Annotated in this window: 14 protein-coding genes; 13 read left to right on the top strand and 1 reads right to left on the bottom strand. The window is 68.7% G+C overall.

Going from position 1 to position 12,156, the window contains the following annotated elements:
- The first annotated feature begins 13 nt into the window (after positions 1-13).
- From rutB to rutF, 5 genes are read left to right on the top strand one after another with little or no spacing between them, the layout of a single operon-like run.
- Positions 14-805: a pyrimidine utilization protein B gene (gene rutB, locus QMO14_RS13250; protein WP_301507673.1), complete on the top strand. Its 792-nt coding sequence runs from the start codon at positions 14-16 to the stop codon at positions 803-805.
- Positions 806-842: 37 nt separating this feature from the next.
- On the top strand, positions 843-1,235 hold the full coding sequence (gene rutC / locus QMO14_RS13245; RefSeq protein WP_019657601.1) for a pyrimidine utilization protein C: 393 nt from the start codon (positions 843-845) through the stop codon (positions 1,233-1,235).
- Between the two features lie 5 nt (positions 1,236-1,240).
- Positions 1,241-2,047, top strand: coding sequence for a pyrimidine utilization protein D (gene rutD, locus QMO14_RS13240; RefSeq protein ID WP_301507672.1), 807 nt, complete (start codon positions 1,241-1,243; stop codon positions 2,045-2,047).
- The gene (locus QMO14_RS13235; RefSeq protein ID WP_301507671.1) at positions 2,044-2,640 is read left to right on the top strand and encodes a malonic semialdehyde reductase; all 597 of its coding nucleotides are present in this window, start codon (positions 2,044-2,046) and stop codon (positions 2,638-2,640) included. The genes rutD and QMO14_RS13235 overlap by 4 nt, the downstream gene beginning before the upstream one ends.
- Positions 2,641-2,654: 14 nt before the next feature.
- A complete protein-coding gene (rutF, locus tag QMO14_RS13230; RefSeq protein ID WP_301507670.1) occupies positions 2,655-3,212 on the top strand; it encodes an NADH-dependent FMN reductase RutF in 558 nt (185 codons plus the stop codon).
- 107 nt (positions 3,213-3,319) lie between these two features.
- On the opposite strand, the gene rutR is transcribed toward rutF, so the two are convergent.
- Positions 3,320-4,024: an HTH-type transcriptional regulator RutR gene (gene rutR, locus QMO14_RS13225; protein WP_301507669.1), complete on the bottom strand. Its 705-nt coding sequence runs from the start codon at positions 4,022-4,024 to the stop codon at positions 3,320-3,322.
- A 209-nt stretch (positions 4,025-4,233) separates the two neighbouring features.
- Between rutR and QMO14_RS13220 the strand changes: the two genes are divergently transcribed.
- The 8 genes from QMO14_RS13220 to QMO14_RS13185 all read left to right on the top strand — a co-directional run bounded on the left by QMO14_RS13220 (position 4,234) and on the right by QMO14_RS13185 (position 12,133).
- A complete protein-coding gene (locus QMO14_RS13220) occupies positions 4,234-5,235 on the top strand; it encodes an isopenicillin N synthase family oxygenase (protein ID WP_301507668.1) in 1,002 nt (333 codons plus the stop codon).
- A 4-nt stretch (positions 5,236-5,239) separates the two neighbouring features.
- Positions 5,240-5,626, top strand: coding sequence for a VOC family protein (locus QMO14_RS13215; protein ID WP_301507667.1), 387 nt, complete (start codon positions 5,240-5,242; stop codon positions 5,624-5,626).
- Positions 5,627-5,743: 117 nt separating this feature from the next.
- Positions 5,744-6,811 (top strand): BMP family ABC transporter substrate-binding protein, encoded by a 1,068-nt coding sequence (locus QMO14_RS13210; protein ID WP_301507701.1) that lies wholly within the window; start codon positions 5,744-5,746, stop codon positions 6,809-6,811.
- Positions 6,812-6,829: 18 nt separating this feature from the next.
- Entirely contained in the window at positions 6,830-8,356 is a 1,527-nt protein-coding gene (locus QMO14_RS13205) for an ABC transporter ATP-binding protein (protein WP_301507666.1), read from the top strand.
- Positions 8,349-9,491, top strand: coding sequence for an ABC transporter permease (locus tag QMO14_RS13200; RefSeq protein WP_301507665.1), 1,143 nt, complete (start codon positions 8,349-8,351; stop codon positions 9,489-9,491). The genes QMO14_RS13205 and QMO14_RS13200 overlap by 8 nt, the downstream gene beginning before the upstream one ends.
- On the top strand, positions 9,488-10,420 hold the full coding sequence (locus QMO14_RS13195) for an ABC transporter permease (RefSeq protein ID WP_301507664.1): 933 nt from the start codon (positions 9,488-9,490) through the stop codon (positions 10,418-10,420). Before QMO14_RS13200 ends, QMO14_RS13195 begins: the two co-directional genes overlap by 4 nt.
- Entirely contained in the window at positions 10,417-11,145 is a 729-nt protein-coding gene (locus QMO14_RS13190) for a cysteine hydrolase family protein (protein WP_301507663.1), read from the top strand. The genes QMO14_RS13195 and QMO14_RS13190 overlap by 4 nt, the downstream gene beginning before the upstream one ends.
- Positions 11,146-11,158: 13 nt before the next feature.
- Positions 11,159-12,133: an isopenicillin N synthase family oxygenase gene (locus tag QMO14_RS13185; protein WP_301507662.1), complete on the top strand. Its 975-nt coding sequence runs from the start codon at positions 11,159-11,161 to the stop codon at positions 12,131-12,133.
- Positions 12,134-12,156: the final 23 nt, after the last annotated feature.

The raw sequence follows: 12,156 nt of genomic DNA, 5'->3' as shown, positions 1-12,156 counted from the left end.
GGAGGAGCGCCACATGACCACTCCGGCACGCAACACCACCCTCACCTCGAACACGCCCGTCGGCGCGCCGCGCGCCCCCGGTGCGCCCGCGCCGCTGATACTGCCCGCGCGGCCCGAACCGCTGGCGCTGCACGCCACCGACTCCGCGCTGATCGTCGTCGACATGCAGAACGCCTACGCCTCCATCGGCGGCTACGTCGACTCGGCCGGCTTCGACATCTCCGGCGCGCAGGGCACCATCGCCAGCATCTCGCGCAGCATCGCGGCGGCGCGCGCGGCCGGCATGCTGGTCGTGTTCCTGCAGAACGGCTGGGACGCGAACTACGTGGAAGCCGGCGGCCCCGGCTCGCCCAACTGGCACAAGTCGAACGCGCTCAAGACCATGCGCGCCAGGCCCGAGCTGCAGGGCAAGTTCCTCGCCAAGGGCGGCTGGGACTACGAGCTCATCGAAGAGATGAAGCCCCGGCCCGGCGACATCGTCGTGCCCAAGACCCGCTACAGCGGCTTCTTCAACAGCACGCTCGACAGCACGCTGCGCTCGCGCGGCATCCGCCACCTGGTGTTCACCGGCATCGCCACCAACGTGTGCGTCGAGTCGACGCTGCGCGATGCCTTCCACCTCGAATACTTTGCCGTGATGCTCGAGGACGCCACGCACGAGCTCGGCGGCCCTGCGATCCAGACGGCATCGGTCTACAACGTCGAGACCTTCTTCGGCTGGGTGTCCACGACGGAGCACTTCTGCAGCACCTTCGCGCCTTCGCTTGCAAACCAGTCCGCTCCAGCCGAAGCGGCCATTGCCTGATTTCCCTTCCCATCTTCTTCACCAAAGACTCTGCACCATGCCCAAGCAAGCCATCATCCCTCCCGGCACCGGCGTTCCCATCGCCCCCTTCGTTCCCGGCACGCTCGCCGACGGCGTGCTCTACGTGTCGGGCACGCTCCCCTTCGACAAGGACAACAACGTGGTGCACGTGGGCGACGCGAGTGCGCAGGCAAGGCACGTGCTCACCACCATCAAGGGCGTGGTCGAGGCCGCCGGCGGCACCATGGACGACGTGACCTTCAACCAGATCATGCTCAAGGACTGGGCCGACTACGCGAAGATCAACGCGGTGTACGCCGAGTTCTTCCCCGGCACCAAGCCCGCGCGCTATTGCATCCAGTGCGGCCTTGTGAAGCCGGACGCACTGGTCGAGATCGCGTCGATCGCGCACGTCGGCAAGAAGGCCTGAGCTTCATGAGCGCGCTGCACTACGAGGTGCACGGGCCGTCCGATGCAGCGGCCACCGTGCTGCTGTCCTCGGGCCTCGGCGGCTCGGCCGGGTTCTGGCAGCCGCAGCTCGGTGCGCTCATCGGCGCAGGGCACCGCGTCATCGCCTACGACCAGCGCGGCACGGGCCGCAGCCCCGCCGCGCTGCCCGAGGCCTACGCCATCGCGCACATGGCGCAGGACGTGCTCGAGATCCTCGACGCCACCAGCACCTCGCGGTGCCACTTCGCGGGCCATGCGCTCGGCGGCCTCGTCGGCCTGCAGCTCGCGCTGGATGCGCCTTCGCGCATCGCGAGCCTCGCGCTAGTCAATGCATGGTCGAAGCCCAACCCGCATTCGGCGCGCTGCTTCGATGCACGACTTGCCTTGCTCGGCGCCTGCGGCCCGCGCGCATACGTCGAAGCGCAGCCGATCTTCCTGTACCCCGCCGCATGGGCGGCCGAACACGCCCAGCGCGTGGCCGATGAAGTCGACCATGCCTTCGCGCACTTCCCCGGCGAAGCCAACATGCGCGCGCGTATCTCCGCCCTGCGGGCCTTCGACGTGGACGCGCGCCTCGCCGACATCGCCGCGCCCACGCTCGTGGCCGCCGCCAGGGACGACGTGCTCGTGCCCTGGACCTGCTCCCAGCGCCTGGCCGACGGCCTGCGCGACGTCACGCTCGACTTCGTGCCGCATGGCGGCCACGCGCACTGCGTGACCGAGGCAGAAGACTTCAACCGCAGCCTGCTCGACTTTCTTTCGCGGGTCAGCGCACCCGCCGTTCCTGCATGACCTCCACCAATACCCTCGACGACGCCGCGCTCTCGCTGCTCTTCACCGGCGCGCGCAGCCACAACGGCTGGACCGACGAACCCGTCACCGATGCCCAGCTGAAGCAGGTCTACGCGCTCGCGAGCCTGGGCCCCACCTCGGCCAACTGCTCGCCCGCACGCTTCGTCTTCGTGCGCACGCCCGAAGGCAAGCAGCGCCTCGCGCCCGCGCTCTCCAAGGGCAACCTCGACAAGACCATGGCCGCGCCCGTCACCGTCATCGCCGCGTGGGACCGCAAGTTCTACGACAGGCTGCCCACGCTGTTCCCGCACGCCGATGCGCGCAGCTGGTTCACCGGCAGCCCCGAGGCCGCGCACGAGACAGCTTTTCGCAACGCCAGCCTGCAGGCGGGCTACCTGCTGCTCGCGGCGCGCGCGGTGGGGCTCGACGCCGGCCCGATGTCGGGCTTCGACAAGGCGAAGGTCGACGAGGCCTTCTTCGAGGGCACCGACTGGACCGTCAACTTCCTCATCAACCTCGGCCACGGCGATGCGTCGAAGGTGTTCGGCCGCCTGCCGCGGCTGTCCTTCGACGAGGCCTGCCTGCTGGCCTGAAGGAGTCACTCGAGATGCTGCAGAACGCCATGGCCCCGCCCCCCGCTTCACCGTCACCGAATCCCGCCGTGCTGGCGCAGGGCCTGCAGAAGGCCGACTACCGCAACGCGATGGCACGGCTGGGCGCGGCGGTGAACATCATCACCACCGACGGCCCGGCCGGCCGGGCCGGCTTCACCGCATCGGCGGTGTGCAGCGTGACCGACGAACCGCCGACGCTGCTGGTGTGCCTGAACCGCTCGGCCTCGGTGTATCCGGCGTTCAAGGCCAACGGCGTGCTGTGCGTGAACGTGCTGGCCGCGGGGCACCAGTCGCTGTCTGCGCTATTCGGCGGCAAGACGCCGATGGACGAGCGCTTCGCCGCCGCGCGCTGGAGCAGCAAGACCACCGGCTCACCGATGCTCGACGACGCGGCCGTGTCCTTCGATTGCCGCGTGGTGCACGCGACGAGCGCGGGCACGCACGATGTTCTTTTTTGCGAGGCCGTCTCCATCGCCATCGGGGGTGCGGCGCAGGGGCTGATCTACTTCGACCGGCGGTATCACGAGATCGCCGCGCCGCCGCAGCACTGACCCGTCTTTGCTCCTTCCCCCTTTGGGGGAAGGCTGGGATGGGGGCAGGCAGAGCGCTCGATGGACACGCTGCTTGCCCCCACCCCACCCCTCCAGCAAGGCAAGGCTCAGCGCGGCGTGATGCCCTGAAGAACGATTCGCTGCACGTTCTCGACGGTCTGCTCGAAGAACCCTTCGTCCTCCAGCGTGTGCCCCGACAGCGCCTGCACCTGCACCCCGAAGTCCGCGTAGTGCTGCGTCATCGCCCACAGCGCGAAGATGAGATGGTGCGGATCGACCGGCGCCAGCTTGCCCGCCTCGATCCACGCACGGATCACTTCCGATTTCTTCTCCACCAGCGTGCGCAGTTCGCGGTCCAGCTCGTCGCGCAGCAGCGGCGCGCCCTGGATCATCTCCAGGCAGAAGAGCCGCGATGCATCGGGCCTGTCGCGCGAAACCACCAGCTTGCGGCGGATGTAGTCGCCGATGGCCTCGGCCGGGTCCTGCTCGGCGCTGAAGCCGCGCAGCGGTTCGAGCCACAGCGCGAGCAGGTCGCGCAGCACGTTGACGTAAAGCTCTTCCTTGTTCGCGAAGTAATAGAGCAGGTTGCTCTTCGACACGTCGGCGCGCGCGGCCACCTGGTCGATGGAGGTGCCGTGCAGGCCGAAGCGCGAGAACAGCCCCAGCGCGGCGCCGAGGATCGCGCTGCGCTTGTCCTCTATCTGGCGCAACCGGCGGTTCACTGCGGACGCGCTTCGCACCGCGGGCTTCGCGCGCTTGCGCGCCGGGCTCTCCTTGCCGGCATTCGCAGCCAGCGCTTTTGTCTTCGGCATCTTCCCTCGCTCTTGATTGATCTGATCGTGAATCGGCAAACGGCAAACGGCGCACCACTGTAAGGCCACGGTGCATCGCCTTGCGCCGCGACCGCCTTCGCAACGCATTCCTGCGCACCATGCTGACGCGAAGGATGCTGTTTGTCCATTTGGTCCAACTGGCACAGACGTTGCATGGCGAAAGGCATGCCAAGCATGAGGAACCTGCCATGACCCTGCTGTCCGTGCCCATCATCGATCTCGCGCCCTACTTCGCCGGCACCGCCGAAGGCAAGGCCGAGGTCGCGAAGAAAGTCGACGAAGCCTGCCGCAGCATCGGCTTCCTCGTCATCACCAACCACGGCATCTCGCCGGAGCTGATCTCGCGCGTGTCCTCGCTCTCGCGCAGGTTCTTCGACATGCCGCTGGCCGAGAAGCGCAAGGTCGACCGCCCGCGCGAGGACGCCGTGCGCGGCTACAGCGCGGTAGGCGAGGAAGGCCTCTCCTACAGCCTCGAGGAGGCCGCGCCCGGCGACCTGAAGGAGTCTTTCTCCATCGGCCCCTCGAACGTGCCCGACGACGACTACCACCGCGGCCCCGCCGCCGGCCCGCACTTCGAGCCCAACAGCTGGCCGCCCATCGAGGGCTTCAAGGAAGCGTACGAGGGCTACTTCGAGGCGATGAGCGATCTCTCGCGCTCGCTGATGCGCGTCTTCGCGCTCGGCCTCTCGCTGCCCGAGACCTTCTTCGACGACAAGATCGACAAGCACATCAGCATGTTCCGCGTGCTGAGCTATCCGCCGCAGCGCGAGCAGCCGCTGCCCGGCCAGCTGCGCGCGGGCGCGCACAGCGACTACGGCAGCCTCACCATCGTGCTGCCCGACGACAAGGGCCTGCAGGTGTTCAACAAGGCCGGCCAGTGGGTGGACGTGCCGCAGGTCGAGGGTGGCCTGGTGGTCAACATCGCCGACCTCATGATGCAGTGGACCAACGACCAGTGGGTGTCCACGCTGCACCGTGTGATCAACCCGCCCTTCGAGGTGGCGAGCATCAACCGCCGCCAGTCGCTGGTGTTCTTCCACCAGCCGAACTACGACGCGATGGTCGAGTGCCTGCCGAGCTGCCTCGCGCCGGGCGAAGAGCCGAAGTACGCACCCATTTCCTCGGGCGATCACCTCACCTCGAAGTTCGTCAAGCAGACGACCTTCGGCGGCACCAAAGTGACGGCCTGAACGCATGGCCCACCTGTCCTACGTCAACGTCTTCGCGAAGGACGTGGTCGCGCTCAGCGGCTTCTACCAGCGCGTGTTCGGCTTCACAGAGATCGAGGCGATCCGCTCGCCCATCTTCCGCGGGCTGGACACCGGCAAGTCGAGCCTTGGCTTCAACGCGCTCGATGCCTACGAGCTGCTGCACCTGAGCGAGTTCTCTGACACGCGCGGCGTGAAGTTTTTGCTGAACATCGACGTCGACAGCCAGGCCGACGTCGACCGCATGGTGCCCCTCGCGCTCGAAGCCGGCGCCACGCTCGTCAAGCCGCCCTACGTCACCTATTACAACTGGTACCAGTCGGTGCTGCTCGATCCCGAGGGCAACGTGTTCCGCATCAACTTCATGATGTGACGCGCACCGCGCCGCTCGCTGCTCTCTCTTTCCCCTTCCCGCTTCCCTTCTTTAACGCCTCCCTTCAAAGGTAGTTCCATGCAGTTGCGCACCCTCACTCCCGGCCTGGGCTTCGCGATGACCATCGCGGCCGCAGGCGCGTCCTTCACCACGCTGCCCGCTGCCGCCGCCGACGGCTTCACTCTGAAGGACAAGCCGAAGATCGCGATGCTCTACTTCGGCCCGAAGAACGACGGCGGCTGGACGCAGGCCTTCGACGAGGCCCGCGTGAAGATCGAAAAGGAGATCGGCCAGAAGATCCAGTTCGTGGAGAACGTGCCCGAGGACGCCTCGGCCATCAAGCCCGCTGCGGAGAAGTTCATCCAGCGCGGCGCCAACATCGTGATCGGCACCGCCTTCGGCTACTCCGACAGCTTCAAGGACCTGGCCGCGAAGTACCCCGACGTGGCCTTCCTCAACGGCTCGGGCACCACCAACGGCAGCAACCTCGAGTCGTTCTACGGCCGCACCTACGAGAGCCAGTACCTCTGCGGCATGGCCGCCGGGGCGGCATCGAAGACCGGCAAGCTGGGCTTCGTCGCGGCCAACCCCTTCGGCGTGGTGAACTGGACCATCAACGCCTTCGCGCTCGGCGCGCAGAAGATGAACCCGAACGCCACCGTCAACGTGATCTACACCGGCGCCTGGAACGACCCGGTGAAGGAGCGCGCCGCCGCGGCCGCGCTCATCGACCAGGGCGCCGACGTGATCGGCCAGCACGTGGACAGCCCCACGCCGCAGATCGTCGCGCAGGAGCGCGGCGTGTACGGCACCGGCCACCACCGCGACCTGCGCCAGTTCGCGCCCAAGGCCACGCTGTGCTCGTCGGTGTGGGTGTGGGACCGCTTCCTCACGCCGGAACTCAAGAAGATCATGGCCGGCAACTGGAAGCCCGCGCCCTACGGCGCCTTCATCGAGATGAAGGACGGCGGCACCGACATCGCCGGCTTCGGCCCGGCCGTGCCCAAGGACAAGGCCGCCCTCATCACCGCCGAGCGCGACGCGATCATGAAGGGCAAGCAGATCTACGCCGGCCCGCTCGCCGACCGCGACGGCAAGGAGCGCGTGGCCAAGGGCGCGGTGCTGTCGGACGCCGACCTCTGGAAGATGGACTGGTTCGTCAAGGGCGTGGTCACGCAGAAGTAAGCCGGAGCCACGCACCTCATGCCCAATGCGCTCGAACTCACCGGCATACGCAAGTCCTTCGACGGCTTCGCGGCGCTGACCGATGCCCACTTCTCCGCGCGCTGGGGCGAGGTGCATGCGCTCCTGGGCGAGAACGGCGCGGGCAAGTCCTCGCTGATGAACATCGCCGCCGGGCTCTACGCGCCCGAGGCCGGGCAACTGCTGGTGGACGACAACGCGGTGCGCTTCGCCGGCCCGCGCGACGCGGCGAAGCACCGCATCGGCATGGTCCACCAGCATTTCAAGCTGGTGCGGCCTTTCACCGTGGCGCAGAACATCCTGCTCACCGCACCGGCGTCGGCGGAGTTCCAGAGCCACGGCGAGCGGCTGCGCGAGATCACGCGCGACATCCGCAACAAGGCGGCGGAGCTGGGCTTCGACATCGATCCGTCGAAGCGCGTCGATGCGCTGTCGGTCGCCGAGCAGCAGCGCGTGGAGATCCTCAAGGTGCTGCTGGCTGGGGCGCGCATCCTGATCCTCGACGAGCCCACGGCCGTGCTGACCGACCAGGAAGCCGCGCGCCTGCTGCAGACGGTGCAGGGGCTGGCGCGCAAAGGCGCGGCGGTGGTGCTGGTCACGCACAAGATGGCCGACGTGAAGACCTACGCCGACCGCGTGACGGTGATGCGCGGCGGCCGCACCGTGGCCACGCTGCAGCCCGGCGAAACCTCTGTCGCGGAGCTGGTGAAGCTCACGGTGGGGGAGTCGATCGCCGCGCAGGGCTTCCAGCCGCCGGCCGCGCCACGCGGCCCGGTGCGCCTTTCGGTGCGCGGGCTGCGCACGCCCGCATCGCCCGAGGGCCGCCGCGTGCTCGACGGCGTCGACCTCGAACTGCATGCGGGCGAGATCTACGGGCTGGCCGGCGTGGGCGGCAACGGACAGGGCGAACTGGCGGGCGCGATCATGGGCCTGCAGGGCGAGCCGACCGAAGGCGAGATACGGCTCGAAGGCCACGGCGACCTGAAGACCATGGCCGCATCGGTGCGCCGGGGCATCGGCATCGCCGCGATTCCGGCGGACCGCTACGGGCTCGCGCTCGCGGGCGGCCTCTCGGTGGCCGAGAACTACGCCATCGGCCGCGTGCACACCGGCCGCTACGGCCCCGTGTGGCGGCTGCGCCGCAGCCGCATCCAGAGCGACACGCAGGAAGCGGTGCGCGCCTTCGACGTGCAGGGCGTGCGCTCGGTTGCGCAGAAGGCCGCGCTGCTCTCGGGCGGCAACGCGCAGAAGCTGGTGCTGGCGCGCGAATTCGGCAAGTCGCCCACGCTGGTGCTCGCGCACAGCCCCAGCCGCGGGCTCGACGTGCGCGCCAGCGCCGAGGTGCATGCGCGGCTGCGCGCCGCGCGCGACAGCGGCGCGGCGGTGCTGCTCATCAGCGAGGACCTCGACGAGGTGCTGCAGCTCGCGGACCGCGTGGGCGTGATGACGCGCGGGCGCATCGCCGGCGAGTTCGCGCAGCCCGCCGACCGCCAGGCCATCGGACAGGCGATGGTGGACCATGGCTGAAGCATCGCTCTCCGCCGACATGGCCCCATCGCGCAAGACACAGGCGGCGCAACAGCCCCAGCCGCTTGCCGGCCGCCGCTATGCACTGGAGATCCGCCAGCACATGGCCTGGCACTGGCAGGCGCTGATCCTCGCGGCCGCGCTGCTCGCGGGCTTCGCCATCTCGGCGGCGATCCTCATCGCGGCGGGCGTGCCGGCCGACGAGCTCGCCAACGAGTTCGTGATGCAGACCTTCTTCGACGGCCAGAACTTCCGCGCCGTGCTGTTCCAGGCCGCGCCGATGATCCTCGTCGGCCTCGCGGGCTGCGTCGCCTTCCGCGCGCGCTTCTGGAACCTCGGGCTCGAAGGCCAGATGATCTGGGGCGCCATCGGCGCCACCGCCATCTCGATGTGGCAGATCGGCCCCGAGAACCTGCGCCTGCCGCTGATGTTCATCGCGGCCATCGGCTGCGGCCTGCTGTGGGTGCTGGGCCCCGCGTGGCTCAAGTTGAAGCTCGGCGTGAACGAGATCATCTCGACGCTGATGCTCAACTACATGGCGGCCAACTTCCTGCTGCACCTGGTCTACGGCAGCTGGAAGGACCCGAAGGACAACTTCCCCTACTCGCCGCAGTTCCGCGTGTTCGAGCGCCTGCCCGAGCTGGGCGCGGGCATCGGCAGCTCGATCCTGCTGGCGGGCGTCGTCGCGCTGCTGGCGTGGTGGCTGGCGAGCGTGAGCCGCATGGGCCTGTACCTGCGCTTCGTCGACGCCAACCCGCGTGTGGCGCATGCCAGCGGCGTGCCGGTGCGGCGCACCATCTACGGCGCGGTGCTGCTGTCGGGCGCGATGGCCGGGCTCGCGGGTTTCGCGGTGGCGGCGGGGCAGGAAGGCCGGCTCACGCAGGCCTTCTACCAGGGCTACGGCTTCTCGGGCATTCTCATCGCCTTTCTCGCGCGCAACAACCCGCTGGCGGCCACGGTGGTGGCGCTGCTGGTGGCGGCGCTCTTCGTCACCGGCCGCAGCCTGCAGGTGTTCTACCAGGTGCCGTTCTCGATGGTGCAGCTGATCCAGGCGGTGATCGTGGTGTGCGTGGCGTCGAGCGACTTCTTCATCCGCCACCGGCTGCGCCGCGTGGGCGGGGAGGCTGTGGCATGAACAGCGGCATCGTCCTCAACTGGTTGGCGAGCACGCCCGACTTCGCCGTACCCTATGCGCTCGCGGCGCTCGGTCTCATCATCTGCGAGCGCGCGGGCGTGCTGGCACTCGGTGCCGAGGGGCTGATGCTGGTCGGCGCGCTGGCCGGCATCGGCGCGCAGATCGCCATCGGCCAGCCGGCCGTGTCGCTGGTGCTCGCGATGCTGGCGGCAAGCCTGGTGTCGGTGCTGTTCGCGGTGATGGTGATCTGGCTGCGCGTGAACCAGGTGATCGCCGGGCTCGCGCTGGTGTTCTTCTGCCAGGGGCTCACCGCGCTGGTCGGCTCCATGGCCGAGTGGACCAACCATGCGACCGAGGGCATCGGCGCGATGGGGCTGTGGCCGCTCTCGCTGCTGCCGGGCATGGGCAAGCTCTTCGAGCAGAACGCGATGGTGTGGCTCACGCTGCCGATCTTCGGCGCGGTGGCGTGGTTCTTCGCGCGCACCTCGGCCGGCCTGCGGCTGCGCGCCGTGGGCGAGAACCCGCAGGCGGCCGACGCAGCCGGCATCCGCGTGACCGCATGGCGATTCGCGGCGGTGCTCGCGGGCTCGGCGCTGGTGGGGCTGGCGGGTGCCTACATCTCGGTGGTCAGCACCAAGCTGTGGATCGCGGGCATGACCGGCGGGCGCGGCTGGATTGCGGTGGGCCTGGTGATCTTCGCGCGCTGGTCGCCGTGGAAGGCACTCGTCGGCGCGCTGCTCTTCGGCTGCATCGAGGCGCTGATTCCCCAGCTGGCCGCTGCCGGCGTGCAGCTGCCGCAGTACTTCGTGATGATGACCCCGTACGCGGTGACGCTGGGCGTGATGGTGTGGGTCGCGCTCTCGCGGCGCGGCGCCGACGAAGAGCCCGGCGCGCTGGGTCAACCCTATGTGAGAGAAGAGCGCCGATGAAGGCCTGGGTCTACAACGAGGAGCGCGAGCTCGACGCGGCGCAGTTCGCCGACTACCTGAATCCGGCCACCACGGCTGTCGTCTCCATCGACATGCATCGCGGCCACCTCGACGACAGCCCCGACTGCCCCTGCCCCGCGCCGCGCGCACGCGACGTGGTGGCGCCCATCGACGGCTTTCACGACGCGGTGCGCGCGCTGGGCGTGCGCATCGTGCACGTACGGTCGGTGCTGCGGCCCGGCGGGGTGGACGACATCAACGGCATTCCGTCCGCGTGGCGGCGCACCTTCCCGCTGCACGTGGGCGAGATTCCGAACGCCGACGCGCACGCCATCGAAGGCTCGAAGTGGACCGAATGGGTCACACGCGTGGAGCCCGGCGACATGCGCGTGGACGGCAAGCGCCGGCTCTCGGCCTTCTACCCGACCGACCTCGACTTTCTGCTGCGCAACCAGCGCATCGAGACCGTGGTGCTCGATGGCGGCTTCACCGACTGCTGCGTGCTCAACACCGCCTTCGACGCCAGCAACCGCAACTACCGCGTGATCGTGCTGCGCGACCTCGTGCGCGGCACCGATCCTCATCTGGAAGGGGCAGCGCTCGCGATGGTGTCGCTGCACCTGGGGCTGGTGATGGACTCGCGCGAGTTGCTCGACCAATGGCGCGGCGCGCCTCGCCATGGCTCCTCTCCTTCCCCGTCTTCTCCTTCTCCATCCCTTCCCTGACATCCGACGCCAGATGCCGAACTCCATCCCCCTCGTCGATCTCGGCGGCAACCTCGACCCGAGCCACCCCGCGGCCAGGACCTCCGCCCTGCAGTTGCACGAAGCGCTGAGCACCATCGGCTTCGCCTACATCTCGGGCCACACCGTGCGGCGCGCCACGCGGGACGCGGCCTTCGCGGCTTCCCGCGAATTCCACGCCTCCACGCTGGATCAGAAGCGCTCGCTTGCGATCAACGCCTTTCATCGCGGCTACATGGGCATGGCCACCTCGACCATCGTGACCTCGTCGGTGGCCAAGGTCACGCGGCCGAACATGAGCGAATCGCTGATGCTGATGCACGAGCTGCCGCCCGACGACGCAGGCCTGCTCGCCGGCCTGCCGATGCAGGGCCCCAACCAGTGGCCCGGGTGGCTGCCGGGCTTCAAGCCCGCGATGACCGCATACGTGAGCGAGGTGGACGCGCTGGGCCGCTATATCGTGCGCCTGATCGCCTTGAGCCTCGGCCTGGAGGCGCATGCGCTCGACCACCACTTCGAGCGCCCCACCACCTTCCTGCGCGCGTTGCACTACCCCCCGCAGCCGCCCGTGGAGGACGACCAGATGGGCTCGGCGCCGCACACCGACTACGGAATCATCACGCTGCTCGCGCAGGACGATTCCGGCGGCCTGCAGGTACGCCCGCGCGGCGGCGACTGGATCGAGGCGCCGCCGATTCCGGACACCTACGTGCTCAACGTCGGCGACATGCTGGCACGCTGGACCAACGACCGCTTCGTCTCCACGCCGCACCGGGTCATCAACCGCTCCGGGGGCGACCGCTACTCGCTGCCCTACTTCCTCGACCCCGCGATGGACGCGCTGATCGAGTGCCTGCCCACCTGCACCGACGCGCAGCATCCCCCGCGCTACGAGCCCGTCACCTACGGCGAGTACCTGCTCGAGCGCCTCGACAAGAACTACGCCTACCGCAAGCAGGCCAACGCCTGAGCAGTTCCTTCTTCCATCTTCCC

The organism is Variovorax sp. CAN15, from assembly GCF_030462475.1.
Taxonomy (GTDB): Bacteria; Pseudomonadota; Gammaproteobacteria; order Burkholderiales; family Burkholderiaceae_C; genus Variovorax.
Note: the sequence above shows the minus strand (reverse complement) of the source record. Positions and strands in the feature narration are given on the sequence as shown.

Excerpts from the sequence above, each read along its gene's own strand:
- QMO14_RS13210 (WP_301507701.1), top strand. The coding sequence starts at position 5,744 with ATGACCATCGCGGCCGCAGGCGCGTCCTTCACCACGCTGCCCGCTGCC.
- QMO14_RS13190 (WP_301507663.1), top strand. The coding sequence starts at position 10,417 with ATGAAGGCCTGGGTCTACAACGAGGAGCGCGAGCTCGACGCGGCGCAG.
- QMO14_RS13220 (WP_301507668.1), top strand. The coding sequence starts at position 4,234 with ATGACCCTGCTGTCCGTGCCCATCATCGATCTCGCGCCCTACTTCGCC.
- rutD (WP_301507672.1), top strand. The coding sequence starts at position 1,241 with ATGAGCGCGCTGCACTACGAGGTGCACGGGCCGTCCGATGCAGCGGCC.
- rutF (WP_301507670.1), top strand. The coding sequence starts at position 2,655 with ATGCTGCAGAACGCCATGGCCCCGCCCCCCGCTTCACCGTCACCGAAT.
- QMO14_RS13195 (WP_301507664.1), top strand. The coding sequence starts at position 9,488 with ATGAACAGCGGCATCGTCCTCAACTGGTTGGCGAGCACGCCCGACTTC.
- QMO14_RS13215 (WP_301507667.1), top strand. The coding sequence starts at position 5,240 with ATGGCCCACCTGTCCTACGTCAACGTCTTCGCGAAGGACGTGGTCGCG.
- QMO14_RS13185 (WP_301507662.1), top strand. The coding sequence starts at position 11,159 with ATGCCGAACTCCATCCCCCTCGTCGATCTCGGCGGCAACCTCGACCCG.
- QMO14_RS13205 (WP_301507666.1), top strand. The coding sequence starts at position 6,830 with ATGCCCAATGCGCTCGAACTCACCGGCATACGCAAGTCCTTCGACGGC.
- QMO14_RS13200 (WP_301507665.1), top strand. The coding sequence starts at position 8,349 with ATGGCTGAAGCATCGCTCTCCGCCGACATGGCCCCATCGCGCAAGACA.
- rutC (WP_019657601.1), top strand. The coding sequence starts at position 843 with ATGCCCAAGCAAGCCATCATCCCTCCCGGCACCGGCGTTCCCATCGCC.
- rutB (WP_301507673.1), top strand. The coding sequence starts at position 14 with ATGACCACTCCGGCACGCAACACCACCCTCACCTCGAACACGCCCGTC.
- rutR (WP_301507669.1), bottom strand. The coding sequence starts at position 4,024 with ATGCCGAAGACAAAAGCGCTGGCTGCGAATGCCGGCAAGGAGAGCCCG.
- QMO14_RS13235 (WP_301507671.1), top strand. The coding sequence starts at position 2,044 with ATGACCTCCACCAATACCCTCGACGACGCCGCGCTCTCGCTGCTCTTC.